The 16242-nt window shown below is 71.4% G+C and carries 17 protein-coding genes; 12 read left to right on the top strand and 5 right to left on the bottom strand.

All coding sequences use genetic code 11. The features are described from left to right. Positions 1–62: 62 nt before the first annotated feature. On the bottom strand, positions 63–677 hold the full coding sequence (ctaE, locus tag G6N10_RS06270) for an aa3-type cytochrome oxidase subunit III (protein ID WP_085099197.1): 615 nt from the start codon (positions 675–677) through the stop codon (positions 63–65). Positions 678–788: 111 nt separating this feature from the next. Here ctaE and trpD point away from each other — a divergent pair, with 111 nt between their 5' ends. Next, a complete protein-coding gene (trpD, locus tag G6N10_RS06265; RefSeq protein ID WP_085099200.1) occupies positions 789–1862 on the top strand; it encodes an anthranilate phosphoribosyltransferase in 1074 nt (357 codons plus the stop codon). On the opposite strand, the gene G6N10_RS06260 is transcribed toward trpD, so the two are convergent. Next, positions 1846–3663, bottom strand: a complete 1818-nt coding sequence (locus G6N10_RS06260) for a DEDD exonuclease domain-containing protein (protein ID WP_109750592.1) — start codon at positions 3661–3663, stop codon at positions 1846–1848. The genes trpD and G6N10_RS06260 overlap by 17 nt on opposite strands. A 289-nt stretch (positions 3664–3952) precedes the next feature. On the opposite strand from G6N10_RS06260, the gene G6N10_RS06255 reads away from it, so the two are divergent. From G6N10_RS06255 to G6N10_RS06240, 4 genes are all read left to right on the top strand, one after another. Next, positions 3953–4147, top strand: a complete 195-nt coding sequence (locus tag G6N10_RS06255) for a hypothetical protein (RefSeq protein ID WP_109750594.1) — start codon at positions 3953–3955, stop codon at positions 4145–4147. 168 nt (positions 4148–4315) lie between these two features. Then, positions 4316–5479: a peptidoglycan hydrolase RipC gene (gene ripC, locus G6N10_RS06250; protein ID WP_085099206.1), complete on the top strand. Its 1164-nt coding sequence runs from the start codon at positions 4316–4318 to the stop codon at positions 5477–5479. Positions 5480–5519: 40 nt separating this feature from the next. Next, positions 5520–6314 (top strand): hypothetical protein, encoded by a 795-nt coding sequence (locus G6N10_RS06245; protein WP_234810641.1) that lies wholly within the window; start codon positions 5520–5522, stop codon positions 6312–6314. Positions 6315–6341: 27 nt separating this feature from the next. Next, positions 6342–7484, top strand: a complete 1143-nt coding sequence (locus G6N10_RS06240; RefSeq protein ID WP_085099211.1) for a glycosyltransferase family 4 protein — start codon at positions 6342–6344, stop codon at positions 7482–7484. Positions 7485–7563: 79 nt separating this feature from the next. Here the strand turns inward: G6N10_RS06240 and G6N10_RS06235 are convergent, their stop codons facing one another. Then, the gene (locus tag G6N10_RS06235) at positions 7564–9375 is read right to left on the bottom strand and encodes an AMP-dependent synthetase/ligase (RefSeq protein ID WP_085099214.1); all 1812 of its coding nucleotides are present in this window, start codon (positions 9373–9375) and stop codon (positions 7564–7566) included. Positions 9376–9491: 116 nt separating this feature from the next. Between G6N10_RS06235 and G6N10_RS06230 the strand changes: the two genes are divergently transcribed. The 5 genes from G6N10_RS06230 (at position 9492) to G6N10_RS06210 (ending at position 12925) form a co-directional block, all read left to right on the top strand. Beyond that, positions 9492–9875, top strand: a complete 384-nt coding sequence (locus G6N10_RS06230) for a polyketide cyclase / dehydrase and lipid transport (RefSeq protein WP_085099217.1) — start codon at positions 9492–9494, stop codon at positions 9873–9875. Positions 9876–9977: 102 nt separating this feature from the next. Beyond that, on the top strand, positions 9978–10412 hold the full coding sequence (locus G6N10_RS06225) for an SRPBCC family protein (RefSeq protein ID WP_085099220.1): 435 nt from the start codon (positions 9978–9980) through the stop codon (positions 10410–10412). Continuing rightward, entirely contained in the window at positions 10409–11674 is a 1266-nt protein-coding gene (locus G6N10_RS06220) for an ArsA family ATPase (RefSeq protein WP_085099493.1), read from the top strand. The genes G6N10_RS06225 and G6N10_RS06220 overlap by 4 nt, the downstream gene beginning before the upstream one ends. Then, positions 11671–12087 carry a hypothetical protein gene (locus G6N10_RS06215; protein WP_085099496.1) on the top strand — a complete coding sequence of 139 codons (417 nt, stop codon included), beginning with the start codon at positions 11671–11673 and terminating at the stop codon, positions 12085–12087. The genes G6N10_RS06220 and G6N10_RS06215 overlap by 4 nt, the downstream gene beginning before the upstream one ends. Before the next feature lie 109 nt (positions 12088–12196). Then, a complete protein-coding gene (locus G6N10_RS06210) occupies positions 12197–12925 on the top strand; it encodes a lysophospholipid acyltransferase family protein (protein ID WP_085099223.1) in 729 nt (242 codons plus the stop codon). On the opposite strand, the gene G6N10_RS06205 is transcribed toward G6N10_RS06210, so the two are convergent. After that, entirely contained in the window at positions 12855–14138 is a 1284-nt protein-coding gene (locus tag G6N10_RS06205) for a glycosyltransferase 87 family protein (protein ID WP_085099499.1), read from the bottom strand. The two genes, G6N10_RS06210 and G6N10_RS06205, sit on opposite strands and share 71 nt — an antisense overlap. A 72-nt stretch (positions 14139–14210) precedes the next feature. Here G6N10_RS06205 and G6N10_RS06200 point away from each other — a divergent pair, with 72 nt between their 5' ends. Next, the gene (locus tag G6N10_RS06200) at positions 14211–15152 is read left to right on the top strand and encodes a hypothetical protein (RefSeq protein ID WP_085099504.1); all 942 of its coding nucleotides are present in this window, start codon (positions 14211–14213) and stop codon (positions 15150–15152) included. Beyond that, a complete protein-coding gene (locus G6N10_RS06195; protein WP_085099226.1) occupies positions 15098–15592 on the top strand; it encodes a polyadenylate-specific 3'-exoribonuclease AS in 495 nt (164 codons plus the stop codon). The genes G6N10_RS06200 and G6N10_RS06195 overlap by 55 nt, the downstream gene beginning before the upstream one ends. Here the strand turns inward: G6N10_RS06195 and sigC are convergent. Beyond that, on the bottom strand, positions 15589–16143 hold the full coding sequence (gene sigC, locus G6N10_RS06190; RefSeq protein ID WP_085099229.1) for an RNA polymerase sigma factor SigC: 555 nt from the start codon (positions 16141–16143) through the stop codon (positions 15589–15591). The genes G6N10_RS06195 and sigC overlap by 4 nt on opposite strands. Positions 16144–16242: the final 99 nt, after the last annotated feature.

Here is a 16242-nt window from a genome sequence, read left to right as displayed (position 1 = left end):
TCCTGTCCGTTGGGGGCTGGGGCTGTTTGGTCAGGGGATTCGTCTCGTGGGTCACTGCGACCTCACCGGACGAAGTAAATGATGGCGAACAGTGCGATCCACACGATGTCGACGAAGTGCCAGTAGTACGACACGACGATCGCCGCGGTGGCCTGCGCCGGGGTGAACTTGCTCAACTTGGTGCGGATGAGCAGGAGCACGAAGGCAACCAGGCCGCCGATCACGTGCAGGCCGTGGAAGCCGGTGGCCAGGTAGAACACCGTGCCGTAGGCGCTGCTGGCCAGGGTGGTGCCGTGTTGGACCAGGTGGATGTACTCGTAGCCCTGCCCGAACACGAAGAACGTGCCCATCAGGAGGGTCAGCAAGTACCAGCGCCGCAGGCCGAACACGTCGCCGCGCTCGGCGGCGAACACGCCCATCTGGCAGGTGAAGGAGGAGGCGATCAGCACCAGCGTCACCGGTACCGCCAAACCGAGGTTCAACTCGGTTGGCGGCGGCGGCCAGCCACCGTCTCCTGCTTGGGCGCGCGCAGTGAAGTAAATCGCGAACAAACCAGCGAAGAACATCAGCTCGCTGGAGAGCCACACGATGGTGCCGACACTGACCATGTTTGGCCTGTTCAGCGAATGTACGCGCGACGTAATTGCCGTACCCGAAGTTCCCACAGCGCTCGTCACAGGAGCAAGTATGACGCTATGTAGTTGGTGAACTCCACCCGGGGATGGAATTAGTTCTGGAAGTCGGGTGCCGAGGGCCGGTGGTTCCCGGCTCCGTGCGACGATTTACCGGTGAGTGTGACCCCCCGGGAACCCGACATCCAGACCACATGGCCGCAGGTCCTGGGCCGATTGACCGAATCTCAGACGCTGTTACCGGGCCAGTCGGCCTGGGCGATGGAGCAGATCATGACCGGGTCTGCCAGCCCGGCTCAGATTGCCGCCTTCGGCGTGTCGATGAAGATGAAGGGCCCCACCTCGGCCGAAGTGGGGGAGTTGGCCGACACCATGCTCGCGCACGCGCGGCGGCTGCCGACCGACCGGATCGGCCACGAGACCGTCGACATCGTGGGCACCGGCGGCGACGGCGCCAACACCGTCAACCTGTCCACGATGGCCGCCATCGTGGTCGCCGCGACCGGCGTCCCGGTGGTCAAGCACGGCAACCGGGCGGCATCCTCGCTGTCCGGCGGTGCGGACACCCTGGAGGCGCTCGGCGTCCGGGTCGAGCTGGAGCCCGACGAGGTGGCCCGGTGCGTCGAGGAGATCGGCATCGGCTTTGCGTTCGCGCCGCTGGTGCACCCGTCCTACCGGCATGCCGCGGTGGCCCGCCGGGAGATCGGCGTGCCGACGGTGTTCAACCTGCTCGGTCCGCTGACCAACCCGGCCGCCCCGCGGGCCGGCCTGATCGGCTGCGCGTTCGGGGACCTGGCCGAGGTGATGGCCGGGGTGTTCGCCGCGCGGCGCTGCAGCGTGCTGGTGGTGCACGGCGACGACGGCCTCGATGAGCTGACGACCACCACCACCTCGACCATCTGGCGGGTGCAGGCCGGGACCATCGACCGGCTGACCTTTGACCCGGCCGGGTTCGGCTTTCCGCGGGCGCAGGTGTCGGAGCTGATCGGCGGGGATGCCGCGGCGAACGCGGCCGAGGCGCGCGCGGTGTTCTCCGGTGCGACGGGTCCGGTGCGCGACGCGGTGATCCTCAACGCCGCGGGCGCGCTGGTCGCCTACGCCGGGCTGTCCTCGGACGCGGGCTGGGTGCCGTCCTGGGAGCGCGGACTGGCCAAGGCCGCCGAGGCCATCGACTCCGGTGCGGCCGGCCGGCTGCTCGCCCGCTGGGCCACGTTCACCCAGCGGCGTTAGTCGTCGGGCCCGGGCGCTCGGTCGGGCCGCGCCACGGCGCCGCCTGCGCGCCGGGATGCGTCCGTCGGGGCAGCTCGTCGGGGGACTGCCCGGCCAGGGCCTGCTCGGCGGCCAGCCGGGCGGACCGGGCGGTGGCCGCCCACTGCGCCCAGCGCCCGGCGGCGCCCAGCGGGGTGGCCCAGCCGTCGGTGGCGCGCACGATGCGCACACCCGGTCCGGTCAACCAGCGGACCAGCAGCCCGGTCTCCTCCACCAGCGCGCCGCCCAACGGTTCAGCCGCCGGCAACACGGTCTGCGCCGCCGCGCACAACGCGTCGATCACCGGCATCGGTGGTACACCGCGCGCCGCGTTCCCGGCGGCGGCCAGCCGGCCCCGGCGGATCACCGCCAGCTCCCACCCGCCGCCGTCCGCGGGCCGGGCCGCCACCAGCTCGTCGAGCCCGGCCAGGGTGCGCAGTCGCTGGCCGCGCCACAGTCCCTCCGCCGCGGTGGCGGCCTGATCGCGCAGCCGGGCGGCGTTCTCGTAGCGGCCGGCGGCCGCCAGCTCACCCACCCGGGCGATCGCCGCGGCCAGCGGGCCGGCGCAGCGGCCCTCGATGACGTCGCCGGCCGTGGCCACCGCGGTGGCGTACTCGGTGGCGGTGAGGTCCCGGCCGGCCGGGCACGGCGCCACCTCCCGGTCCGGGCAGGCGTGCCGGGCGCCGCGGCCCAGCCGTCCGGTGCAGCTGCGCACCCCGGTGAACCGGGCCAGCAGCGCCGCGGTGTCGGCGGCGTCCGAGCGTGCCCGAAACGGCCCGATCACCCGGTCGTGGCCGGGCCGTCGCACCACCGAGAACCGCGGAAACGGTTCGTCGGTCAGCCGCACCCACCACCAGCGGTGCGGGAATCGGGACCGCCGGTTGTAGGGCGGGGCGTGCGCGGCCAGCAGTCGCAGCTCGCGCACCCCGGCCTCCAGGGCGTGCGCGCACTCCACGTGATCGACCGCCTCGGCGAGGTTGACCATCTCCTTGATCCGGCCGCGCGGGTCGGCGCCGGTGAAGTACTGGCCGACCCGTCGCCGCAGGTCGACCGCAGTGCCGACGTAGAGCACCTCGCCGCCGGGCCCCCGGAACAGGTACACCCCGGGCCGGTGCGGCAGCCCCTGGGCCAGCGTCCGCTTCCGGCGTTGCGCCGGGGTGACGTCGGGCAGGTATCCGCGCAGCTCGGCGAGGTTGTGGATGCCCTGGTTGCCGACCCGCTCGATCAGCGCGTGCAGCACCTCGACGGTGGTGCGGGCGTCGTCGAGGGCGCGGTGGGTGGGTTGACAGGCGGTGCCGAACAATCCGGCGAGGGTGGCCAGCCGAACACTGGGTGCCTCCTCGCGGGACAGCACCCGGCGGGCCAGCTTCACCGTGCACAGCACCTGCGGCCGGGGCCAGTCGATCTCACAGTCCGCCGCGGCGGCCTTGAGGAACCCGATGTCGAAGCCGGCGTTGTGCGCCACCAGCACCGCGCCGTGGGCGAACTCCAGAAACATCGGCAGCACCGCGTCGATGGTCGGTGCGTCACGGACCATGGCGGTGGTGATCCCGGTCAGCTGCACCACCTGCGGCGGGATGGCGCGGCCCGGGTCCACCAGGGTGGCGAACTCGCCGAGCACCCGGCCGCCGCGCACCTTCACCGCGCCGATCTCGGTGATCCCGTCGGTCTTGGAGCTGCCACCGGTGGTCTCCAGGTCGACCACCACGAAGGTGGTGTCGATCAGGCCGAGGTCGGCGTCGAGGTCGGCGAAACTCAGCTGCGCGCTGCCATCGCGGGGCACGGTCGGTGACGTTAATCGCCCGGGCCGACAAGCTCGCCGCACCCGGGGCTGTCGGTGCCCTCATCTAGCGTCCCGAACAGCCGCGCAGACCCGGATCGGCCGGGCCGCAGACGAAGGGACAGTGCAGATGGGACATCCCGAGCAGATCCGACGCCCCGAGCAGATCCGACGCCCCGAGCAGACCCGACGCCCCGAGCAGATCCGACCCCCCGAGCAGATCCGACCCCCCGAGCAGATCCGACCCCCCGAACCCCCGCGCGAGCAGGACCGCGCCGGCGACGACGAGCCGATGCTGATCGACTGCGATGACTGTGCGGTGCGCGGCCCGGGCTGCCGCGAGTGCGTGGTCAGTGTGCTGCTCGGCACGCCGGAAAGTTTGCTGGCCGATGAGCGGGCGGCACTGGAGGTGCTCGCCGAGGCGGGCATGGCACCACGGCTGCGGCTGGTACCGATCCATCCCGGTGGCCGCTCCGGCGCTGCCTGAGAGAGTGCTGGGGGTGTTCGCGTCGGCTGGCAGGCCAGGTCACCGTGGGTTAGATTGGAGCTGCGGGATGGACAACGCCGATACCGTTTCGTAACCTATTTGAGACCTAAGGCGGCTCGGTGGTGACGCGTCAGCGTCGTGCCGAAGGCAGTATAAGGACACACACTCTTGAGGCTTGTTAGCTCTGACCTGGTCAAACGCGTGCTCAAACGACCGGCGGTCGGTGTATTCGTCGGCGTCGGCGTACTTTCCGCCTCGTTGATCACGGTCGGCTACGCCGACCCGGCACAGGACGCGCTGGCGAAACTCAACGAGCTGTCCCGGCAGGCCGAGCAGGTCAGTGAGGCCGTCAACGCCGCCCAGATCGACCTCACCACCAAGCTTGCCGAGCAGACCGCCGCCGAGCAGCAGCATGTCGGTGATCAGGCCGCGCTGGAGAGCGCGCGCACCCGGCTCGGGAACTACCAGACCAGCGTCGACGACTTCGCTGTCGCCAGCTATATGGGCGGTCGCACCGACGACATGAACGCCGTGCTGGTTGCGACCTCACCGCAGAACCTGATCGATCGGCTGAGCGTCCAGCACGCCATCGGCACCTACATGACCCAGACCATGACGGACTTCCGCGCCGCGCGCGAAGAGACCACCAAGGCCGAGGCCGCCTCGGCCAAGTCCGCCGCCGACGCCAAGACCGCCGCCGAGCAGGCCGCCACCGTGCGGGCCGGGCTGATGGCCAAGCAGAGCGACCTGCAGCTCAAGATCGCGGTGGTCCGCTCGCAGTACAACCTGCTGACCCCGCAGCAGCGCGTCGCGCTCGCCGATCCCGGACCGGTGCCCGCGCCGCCGGCCCCGCCCGGCCCCGACATTCTTGCCGCCCCGCCGGCTCCCGGCCTGCCGCCCGAGGCGCAGCCGCCCGCCGACCCCGGCCCGGGCGCCCCCGGGGATCTGCCGCCCGGTGACGTGGCCCCGATGCCCGGCGGCAACCCGGTCGGTTCGACGGTGGTGCAGGCCGCGCTGAGCCGGATCGGCTCGCCGTACAGCTGGGGCGGTTCGGGCCCCGGCGCGTTCGACTGCTCCGGCCTGGTGATGTGGGCCTACCAGCAGGCCGGCATCGGCCTGCCGCACTCCAGCTACGCGCTGGCCGCCGGCGGCCAGGCGGTGTCCCGGGATCAGCTGCAGCCCGGCGACGTGGTGAACCACTACTCCGACGCCTCGCACACCAGCATCTACATCGGTGACGGCATGGTGGTGCACGCCTCGACCTACGGTGTGCCCGTCCGCGTCGTGCCGCTCGATGCCGCCGGCCCGTTCTACAACGCCCGCCGGTACTGAGCCCGCCGCCGCGCCCGCCCGCCCCGGGTGGGCCCGGCCGGTGCTGGCCGCCGTGCTCGTCGCCACCGGGCTGGCCGCGCTGACCCAGCTCGGCGCGGCGCCGCCGGACCCGGCGCCCCGCGCCGCGCCGCCCGCCCCCGCCGGCGCAGCCGCGCCGGAACCGGTCCCGCCGACCATCGAGGGCCGCCGCATCATCGTCGGCGGTGCCCCCGGCCCGATCCGGCAGCGGGTGACCGCGCACATCGGCGCCGCGATCACCGCCGTCGACGGCTTCTGGGGCACCGACTGGCCGACCGAGATCGTCATCGAGACCGTCGACAGCGACCGGGAGTTCACCGCCCGCACCGGGCTGAGCGAGCCGATGGCGGCCGCCGCGGTCGCCGGCTGGGTCGACCCCGCCCGCGGCATCGCCGCCGGCCAGGCCATCGTCATCGCCCCCGGCGCGGCGGGCATCGGCGACGACGCGTTGCAGACCGTGCTGACCCACGAGCTGTTCCACTACGCCACCCGCGCGCACACCGCCCTGGACGCCCCGCGCTGGCTGCAGGAGGGCGTCGCCGACTACGTCGCCCGGCCCGCCCCCCGGCACCCGGCGGTACCGGACCGGCTGCCCGACGACGCCGACTTCACCGGCACCGGAGCCGCGCTGTCGGCCGGCTACGACCGGGCCTGGCTGCTGGCCCGGTTCATCGCCGAGCGCTACGGCCCCGACCGGCTGCGGGCCCTGTACGCGGCCGGCGCCGGACCGGGCCATCCCGACCCCGACACCGCGCTGCGCCGGACGCTGGGGGTCGACCCCGCGGAGCTGTTCGCGCAGTGGCGTGCGACGGCCTGATCCGCGGCTGGACTAGCCTGTCCTCCGATGACGCGGGTTCTGCTGGTTACCAATGACTTCCCACCCCGGCCCGGGGGCATCCAGTCCTACCTGGAGCAATTCGTCACCCGACTGGCCGCCGAAGGCGAACACCGGCTCACGGTGTACGCCCCCAAATGGAAGGGCAGCGCCGACTACGACGCGGCGGCGCGCACTGGCGGCTACGACGTGGTTCGGCACCCCACCACGCTGATGCTGCCGGAGCCGACGGTCGACGCCCGGATGCGGTCGCTGATCGCCGAACGGGACATCGAGACGGTCTGGTTCGGGGCGGCCGCGCCGCTAGCGCTGCTGGCCGGGCGGGCTCGCGGCGCCGGTGCCCGACGGGTCATCGCCAGCACCCACGGCCACGAGGTCGGCTGGTCGATGCTGCCGGTGGCGCGCTCGGCGCTGCGCCGGATCGGCGAGGGCACCGACGCGGTGACCTTCGTCAGCCGCTACACCCGCGGACGATTCGCCTCGGCGTTCGGGCCCGACGCGGCCCTGGAACACCTGCCGCCGGGCGTCGACACCGACCGGTTCACCCCCGACCAGGTCGCCCGCGCCGAACTGCGCCACCGCTACCGGCTGGGCGGTCGGCCCACCGTGGTGTGCGTCTCCCGACTGGTGCCGCGCAAGGGCCAGGACATGCTGATCCGGGCGCTGCCGGAGATCCGCCGCCGGGTCGAGGGTGCGGCCCTGGTGATCGTCGGCGGAGGCCCCTACGCCGAACACCTGCACGCCCTGGCCGCCGCGCACGGCGTGGCCGAGCACGTGGTGTTCACCGCCGGGGTGCCCGGGCACGAGCTGCCGGCGCACTACGCGATGGGTGACGTCTTTGCCATGCCGTGTCGCACTCGCGGCGCGGGCCTGGACGTGGAGGGCCTGGGCATCGTCTTTCTGGAGGCGTCGGCGTCCGGAATCCCCGTCGTCGCAGGCGATTCCGGTGGCGCGCCGGAAACCGTGCTCGACGGCGAGACCGGAACCGTCGTCGACGGCCGGGACCTGGAGCAGATCACCGTGGCGGTCGCTGACCTGCTGGCCGATCCGACCCGGGCCGCCGCGATGGGCGCCGCCGGCCGGGAGTGGGTGTGCCGGCAGTGGCGTTGGGACCTGTGGACCGACCGGCTCGCCGGGCTGCTGACCGGCTAGGTCGCAAGCAAACCCGGAGGTACGGAGGGTTTGCGCAGCGGGCCTGGCCGTATGAGCACCGGCTAGTACTGCTGACCGGCTAGCCGCGGCCGCCGTAGAGCCCGGCGATGTCGTCGGCGAACTTCTCGGCCACCACGTTGCGCTTGACCTTGAGGGTGGGCGTCAGCTCACCGGTCTCGATGGTGAAGTCCACCGGCAGGATCACGAACTTGCGGATCGATTCCGCGTGCGACACCGCCTGGTTGGCGTGCTCGATGGCCCGGTCGATCTCGGCGGTCAGATCGGGGTCGGTGGACAGCTCGGCGACCGTTGCCTCGGCCGGCTTGCCGTGGTGCGCCTTCCACGGGCCCCACGCCTCCGGGTCGATGGTGATCAGCGCGGCGATGAACGGCTGCGCATCGCCGACGGCCATCGCCTGGCTGATCAGCGGATGTGCGCGCAGCTGATCCTCCAGGATCGCCGGTGCGACATTCTTGCCGCCGGCGGTGACGATGATTTCCTTCTTGCGGCCGGTGATGGTCAGGAAGCCGTCCTCGTCGACCGAGCCGAGATCGCCGGTGTAGAACCAGCCGTCGTGCACCGCGTCGGCGGTGGCCTTCTCGTTCTGCCAGTAGCCGTGGAAGACCACGCCGCCGCGGACCAGCACCTCGCCGTCGTCGGCAATGCGCATGCTGTTGCCGCCCAACAGTTTTCCGACGGTGCCGACCCGCATGTCACCGATCCGGTTGACGGTGATGGCCGCGCAGGTCTCGGTCAGCCCGTAGCCCTCATAGATGGTCAGTCCGACGCCGCGGTAGAAGTGGCACAACCGCGCGCCCAGCGGCGCGCCACCGGACACCGAGGCCCCGCAGTCGCCGCCGAGGGCCGCCCGCAGCTTGTGGTAGACCAACTTGTCGAACACCGCGTGCTTGGCGCGCAGCAGCAGGCTCGGGCCGCCGGGGGTGTCCTGCGCTTCGCTCCAGGCGATCGCGGTGTCGGCGGCGATCCGGAAGATCTTGCCCTTGCCGTCGTTGAAGGCGTTCTGCTCGGCGGTGTTGTACACCTTCTCGAACACTCGCGGCACCGACACCACGACGGTCGGCTTGAACACCGAGAACATCGGTACCAGGTTCTTGATGTCGCTGGTGAACCCGACGGTGACCAGGTTGTGGAAGGCGGAGATGGCCAGCGCGCGGGCCAGCACATGGGCCAGCGGCAGGAACACCAGCAGTCGCTGATTGCGGCTCAGCAGGTCCGGCAGCGCGTCCTTGGCGCCGCGCAGCTCGTAGATCAGGTTGGAGTGGGTGAGCTGGCAGCCCTTGGGCCGGCCGGTGGTTCCCGAGGTGTAGATCATCGTCGCCGGATCCGACGCGCGCAGCGCGGCGACCCGGCGATCAACCTCGGCCGGATCGACGTCGGCGCCGTCGGCGGTCAGCACGGCCAGCGCGTCGCCGCCCGGCGCGACCTCCAGGGTCAGCACGTCGCGCAGATCCGGCAGGTCGGCGCGCAGCTCGGCGGCGATCGCAACATGTTCGGGGGTCTCGGCGATCAGCAGCACCGCACCGGAGTCCTGCAGCACCCAACGGATCTGGTCCTGCGAGGAGGTCTCGTAGATCGGCACGGTCAGCGCGCCGACCGACAGCACCGCGTAATCGAGGATGGCCCACTCGTAGCGGGTCGCGGACAGGATCGCGACCCGGTCCCCGGGCTGAACGCCGCGGGCGATCAGGCCCTGGGCGGCGCCCCGGATCTGGGCGGCGGCCTGCGCGCAGGTCACGTTGGTCCATACCCCGTCGACCAGGCGCTGGAAAATCGGGTAGTGCGGGTCGTTCTTTTCGTGTTCGAACACCGCCGATACCGCGTTGTCCTTTTCGTCGACGACGAAGGATGCGGGAGCGTTGAATTCGCGCACGGGATGGACCTCTTCCGATGTTGTGGTTCACGCACAGCTTAGACACCTCGGCCGGGCGGATGTGAGCGGCTTCACCCATTGGTGGAGGGCCGGAGCCGATGTGTGAAGCTAGGGCGGTGAACAGCATCCAGGTGGCCGACGAAACGTTTGTGGCGGCAGACGGTGCGCTTGTCGGAGCGGTGGTCGGCGATCCGGCGCGCTGGCGGCGGTGGTGGCCGGACCTGAGGCTGGCGGTGATCGAGGAACGCGGCCCGGCCGGAGTGCGCTGGCAGGTCGCCGGGTCGCTGACCGGGACCATGGAGATCTGGCTGGAACCGATGCTGGACGGGGTGATCCTGCACTACTACCTGCACGCCGAACCCACGGGCAGCACCGATGTCGCGAACCTGGATCTCGCGGCGCTCAACCATCGGCGCCGGGTGGCGGGCAAGAAGATGTCCTTCGAGGTCAAAGCGGAGCTGGAGGCCGGCCGGCCGGTCGGCTGCGCACCGGGGGTCTGACCGCGATCGGGGTGGGCCGCGGACGCCGCGGCCGCCGGGCGGGTAGCGTTTCTGCCGGGAAACCGGCGCAGTGCCGGGCAGAAACAGGCAGGTAGCGCGAACGTGGCGGACAAGACGGCACAGACCATTTACATCGAGGCGGAGCCGAGCGCGGTGATGGACGTCATCGCCGACATCGCCTCCTACCCGGACTGGGTCAAGGAGTACAAGGAGACCGAGGTTCTCCAGGTCGACGAGGCCGGAAACCCGAAGACCGCGCGGCTGGTGCTCGACGCCGCGGTGCTCAAGGACACCATGGTGCTGGCCTACGAGTGGCCCGCCGACCGCGCCTCGGTGCGCTGGTCGCTGGTGTCCAGCTCGCTGCTCAAGGCGCTGGACGGGGCCTACAAGCTGGCCCCCAAGGGCAGCGGCACCGAGGTGACCTACGAGCTGTCGGTCGACCTGATGATCCCGATGATCGGCCTGCTCAAGCGCAAGGCCGAGCGGCGGCTGACCGACACCGCGCTCAAGGACCTGAAGAAGCGGGCCGAGGGCTGAGTTCGCCGCCGCCGGCGCCCGCCCGGATCAGCCTGTTCCTCGGCAAGGGGGGCGTCGGTAAGTCGACGCTGGCCTGCGCGACGGCCGTGCGCGACGCGAGCGGCGGCGAGCGGGTGCTGATCGTGTCCACCGACCAGGCGCATTCGCTCGGCGAGGTGCTCGGCGTTTCGGTGCCCCCGACCGGGCTGCCCGATCCGGTGCGGGTGTTCACCGACCCGTCGTCGCCGGCCGGGACGCCCGGCGGCCTGCTCGACGCGCTGGCGCTGGACACCCTGGCGCTGCTGGAACAGGGCTGGGTCGAGGTGGCCGGCGCCGTCGGCCCGCGGTTTCCCGACTCGGAGCTGGGCGACCTGGCGCCCCAGGAGTTGTCCGCGCTACCGGGCGTCCAGGAGGTGCTCGGCCTGCACACCGTCGGCGACCTCGCCGCCTCCGGGGCCTGGGACCACGTCATCGTCGACTGCGCCTCCACCGCCGACGCGCTGCGGATGCTGACCCTGCCTGCGACCTTCGGCCTGTACCTGGAGCGGGCCTGGCCCCGGCACCGTCGGCTCAGCACCGACACCGACGGCCCGACGGCCCGGCTGGTCGACCTGCTGGAGCGGATGACCGCCGGGATGGACCGGCTCGCCGAGTTGCTGGCCGCCGGTGACCGGGTCGCCGCGCACCTGGTGCTCACCCCGGAGAAGGTGGTCGCGGCAGAGGCGACACGCACCCTGAGCGCGTTGTCGCTGATGGGCGTGCGGATCGCGCAGCTGATCGTGAACCAGGTGCTGCTGCAGGACGAGTCCTACGCCTACACCAACCTGCCCGATCACCCGGCCTTCGACTGGTACAGCGCGCGGATCGCCGAACAGTGCCGGGTGCTCGACGAACTCGCCGCCTCCATCGGCGACATCGAGTTGGTGCTGGCACCGCACCAGCCGGGGGAGCCGATCGGGCCGCGTGCGCTGGCCCGGCTGCTCGACAACGTCCGGCACCGCGGTGGCGCCGCGCCTCCGGGGCCGCTGCGGCCGGTGGTGGACCGGGAATCGGGGTCGGGGCTGACCGCCGTCTACCGGATGCGACTAGAGTTGCCGCAGGTGGACTCCGGCTCGCTGACCCTGGGCCGAGTTGATGACGATCTGGTGATCGGTGTGGGCGGAATGCGACGCCGCGTCCGGTTGGCATCGGTGCTGCGGCGCTGCATCGTCGTCGACGCCGCCCTGCGGGGCACCGAACTGACCGTGCGATTTCGACCGAATCCGGAGGTGTGGCCCGCATGACCGGTACACACGGCGATATCGGTCCGGAGCTGCGCCAACTCGCGCAGCTCATCCTCGACCGCATCGATCCGGCGGTGCGGGCGGCCGCCGCCCGGGCGGTCAGCGAGCAGCCGGGGGCCTGCCGGCAGGTGTGGTGCCCGGTTTGCGCGCTGGCCGCGCTGATCAACGGCGAGCAACATCCGCTGCTGAGCGTCGTCGCCGAGCACAGCGTCGCGCTGCTGGCCGTCGTCCGGATGATGGTCGGGACACCGGATCAGGCCGGCGCTGCTGAACCGCCGGCCCCGCCGGCCCCGGAACACCCGAGCGGTCCGGTGCCCGAGGCCGAACACGACAGCAAAACGAACACCGAGACAACCAACACGACTAACACCAACGGCCGGTATCAGACGATCCCGGTCACCGTCGAGGACTGAGCCCGTCGAGGACTGAGCCCGGCGGGGACGGAGCCCGGCGGCGGTCGGCTTCGGTGCGCGGCCTTGGTACCCGGTGGGTAAAGTTGGCCCGAAGAATCTGGGAGGCTGCATGTGGTACTGGCTGTTCAAGTACATCTTCCTGGGACCGCTGCTGTACGTCATCGGCCGCCCGCAAACACGCGGCATGGAGCATCTGCCGGTTGACGGACCGGCAATCCTGGCCAGCAATCACCTGGCCGTGATGGACAGCTTCTACCTGCCGCTGATGGTGCGGCGCCGGATCACCTTCCTGGCCAAGCAGGAGTACTTCACCGGCACCGGCGTCAAGGGCCGGTTGCTGGCCTGGTTTTACACCGTCGCCGGGCAGGTACCGATCGACCGCGCCGACGCCGACGCCGCGCAGGCCGCGCTGGCGACCGCCGAGCGCATCCTGAGCCAGGGCAAGCTGCTCGGCATGTACCCGGAGGGCACCCGCAGCCCGGACGGTCGGCTGTACAAGGGCAAGACCGGCCTGGCGAGGCTGGCCCTGGAGACCGGCGTCCCGGTCATCCCGGTCGCGATGGTCGGCACCGACGTGGTCAACCCGCCCGGCGCCAAGAGCCTGCGGTTCGGCAAGGTCGAGGTGCGGTTCGGCAAGCCGATGGACTTCTCCCGGTTCGAGGGGATGGCCGGCAACCGGTTCATCGAGCGCGCCGTCATCGACGAGGTGATGTACTCGCTGATGGAACTGTCCGGTCAGGAGTACGTCGACATCTACGCGGCCACGCTCAAAGAGGTCGCAGCGCCGGCGCGGCCGGCCCCGTCGGGGTCCCGCCTGCCGGAGTCGGCGGCGGGCTGATCCGGGCCCGAGTTCGGCACACCACGCCGATCACCACGATGACCGCCAGCGCCCACCACAGATACGACGTGCCGATCAGCTGGCGCCACCACGCCGCCTCGGCCTCCCGGTGCTCGGGCATCAGCAGCAGCGGGTAGCTGGTCAACAGCAGCAGTCCGGCGGCGGTCAGCACGGCCAACCCGGCGCTGCGCCAGCGGCGGGCCAGCACCGCGAGGGTCAGCAGCGTCGGCAACACCCACACCCAGTGATGCGACCAGGACACCGGCGAGACCACCAGACCGAACATCGCCACGGCGATCAGCGTCAGCAGCGATTCGCCGGCCCGCTCGGTGTACCGGCCCGCCCACACCGTGACGGCCAGCACCAGCACGCACAGCACCGCCCACAGCAGGAATCGCGGCCCCTCGGCCAGGCCCAGCCGGGCCAGCGCCGCGGAGATGTTCTGGTTGGTGTTCAGCGTCGCGGTGCCGATCCGGTCGGTGTCGTGGATCGTGGTGGTCCAGTACTGCACCGAATCCCGCCAGGCCAGGGCGAACCCGAGCGCGGTGGCGGCCAGGAAGGACAGCAGGGCGGTGCGGGCCGCCCGGAAATCGCGGTGCAGCAGGAAGTAGAGCAGGAACACCGCCGGGGTCAGTTTCACGGCGATGGCAAGACCGATCAGCAGCCCCCGCGGCCACGGGGTGCGCCGGGGCACGCAGTCGGCGATGACCAGCGTCATCAGCACCACGTTGATCTGGCCGAAGTCGAAGTTGGCGTGCAGGGGTTCGAGCAGCAGTGCGGCGGGCGCGGTGATCGCCGCGGCCAGCCACCACCGGGCGGCGGTGCCGCCGGCCGGCACACCCAGGCGGGCCAGCACGATCTGCGTCGAGACCACCAGCAGCACCAGCGTGATACCGGTGATCAGCGCGCTGGCCGCGGGCAACCCCAGCCAGGCGAACGGCGCGAACACGATCGCGGCCAGCGGGGGATAGGTGAACGGCAGGTCGATGCCGGCCTGGGTGTGGAACGACGAACCGGCGGCGTAGAGCTCCTTGCCGTCGAGCCAGGCCCGTCCGCCCATCCGGTACACGTCGATGTCGATCCGGTAGTTGGTGTGGGTGAACAGCCACCAGGAGACCGCGCCGAACGCGATCAGGATCGCCGCTTGCCACACCCACCGCGGGCCGCGCCGCCGGGAAGTCACATTCGCACCCGTGTCGGGCAGCCGAGTCATCATGTTCCTCCAAGGGTATCCGTGCGGTGGTCCGCGCCGCAGGTCGCACTGGCGTAAGTTCGGCACGTGACGGTGGCGGCGGGCGAGATCGACGGGGCCTGGTCCTGGCACGTCGAACTCATCGCGCCCGACCGGCTGCCGCTGCTGCTGTGCCTGATCGCGTTCATCCTCACCTTCTTTGTCACCCGCGGCGTCGTCCGTTACATCCGCGCGCAGGCCGGGACCGACCGGCCCGGCCCGGCGCGCCGGTGGCGGCCGCACAACCTGTCCATCGGCGGCTTCCACCTGCACCACGTCGTGTTCGGGGTGATCCTGGTGCTGGTGTCCGGGGTCGCCATGGTCACCATGTCCGGCGGCGGCCCGGCGGCGGGATTCACCGTCGCGGCGGTGCTCTTCGGGATCGGCGCGGCGCTGGTGCTCGATGAGTTCGCGCTGATCCTGCACCTGGAGGACGTCTACTGGGCCGAGGACGGCCGGACCTCGGTCGACGCGGTGTTCGTCGCGATCGCCGTTGCGGGACTGCTGGTGCTGGGCTTCAACCCGCTGTCGTTCTTCGATCTCAGCATCTGGCGTGCGGACGCCTCGGTCGGCGCGCGGCTGCTGGTGGTCGGCTGGGCGGTGCTGGCGCTGGCCCTGGCGGTGGTGGCCCTGCTCAAGGGCAAGCTGTGGACCGGCCTGCTGGGCATGGGTTTTCCGCCGCTGCTGGTGGTCGCGGCGCTGCGGCTGTCGCGTCCGCACGCACCGTGGGCCCGCTGGCACTACACCGACCACCCGGCCCGGATGCGTCGCGCGCTGGAACGTGAGCGACGGATCCGCCGTCCGCTGGTCAAGACCAACCTGTGGTTGCAGAGCGTGCTGGCCGGGATGCCGCGATTCCCCGAGGACGGCGCCGTGGAGGCCGAGTTGGACCGCGAGATCCACGCCGCCGCCGCGCCGCGCCCGCCGGTAGGGTCGCAGCCGTGCGTTTCTTCTACGACACCGAGTTCATCGACGACGGCCGCACCATCGAGCTGATCTCGATCGGCGTGGTCGCCGAGGACGGCCGCGAGTACTACGCGGTGTCCACCGAATTCAACCCGGCCGACGCCGGGCCGTGGGTGCGGGCCAACGTGCTGCCCAAGCTGCCGTCACCGGCGTCCAAACTGTGGCGCTCGCGTCGGCAGATCCGGGAGGACCTGGAGGGCTTCTTCGGCATCGACGGCCCGGAACCGGTCGAACTGTGGGCCTGGGTCGGCGCCTACGACCACGTCGTGCTGGCCCAGCTGTGGGGGCCGATGACCGGCCTGCCGGCGGGAATCCCGCGGTTCACCCGGGAGCTCAAGCAGCTCTGGGACGAGGCGGGCCGCCCGCCGCTGCCGGCGCTGCCCGACGACAACCACGACGCCCTGGTCGACGCCCGGCACAACCTGGCCAAATACGCGGCGATCAGCGGCTTTCGCCGGCGGCCGAGCTAACCGGTGGCCTCGTCGCGGGAGGCCGCGGCCAGCAGGTCCTCGCGGGCCCGGGCGACCCGGGAGCGGATGGTGCCCACCGGGCACCCGCACACCTCGGCGGCCTCGGCGTAACTGAGCCCCATCACCTGGGTCAGCAGCAGGGCGTGCCGACGGTCGGTGTCCAGCCCGTCGAGCAGCATCCCGACCTCGACGAACTCCTCGAACCGCGCGGTCGGGCCGTGGCGCTGGAGCATCCGGTCCACGTCGACGCTGTAGGCGGCGCGCGGACGGGCCTGATTGTGCCGGATCTGATCGACCACGACGCGGCGCGCGATGGACAGCAGCCAGGTCTTCGCCGAGGACCGGCCGGTGAACCGGGGCAGCGAGCGGATGGCCCGCAGGTAGGTCTCCTGAGTCAGGTCGTCGGCGGTGCCGGGGTCGCCCAGATAGGCGACCGAACGCCACACATCGCGCTGGGTGGCCTTGATGAACTGCTCAAGGGCGGCCGGGTCGCCCCGGCCCGCGGCAAGCGCCCACCAGGTAACTTGGTCGGTGTCACCGGAGAAATCCACCCGCTGATGCTAACCGACCGCCGCGTTCCGGGAACCCGGGGCCACACCGGGCCGACCAATGAGGCGAGCAGCAAAAAACGACCACCTTTTGTCAGGAGT

This window comes from Mycolicibacterium fallax, from assembly GCF_010726955.1.
Classification (GTDB): domain Bacteria; phylum Actinomycetota; class Actinomycetes; order Mycobacteriales; family Mycobacteriaceae; genus Mycobacterium; species Mycobacterium fallax.
This window is presented reverse-complemented; position numbering and strand designations above follow the sequence as displayed.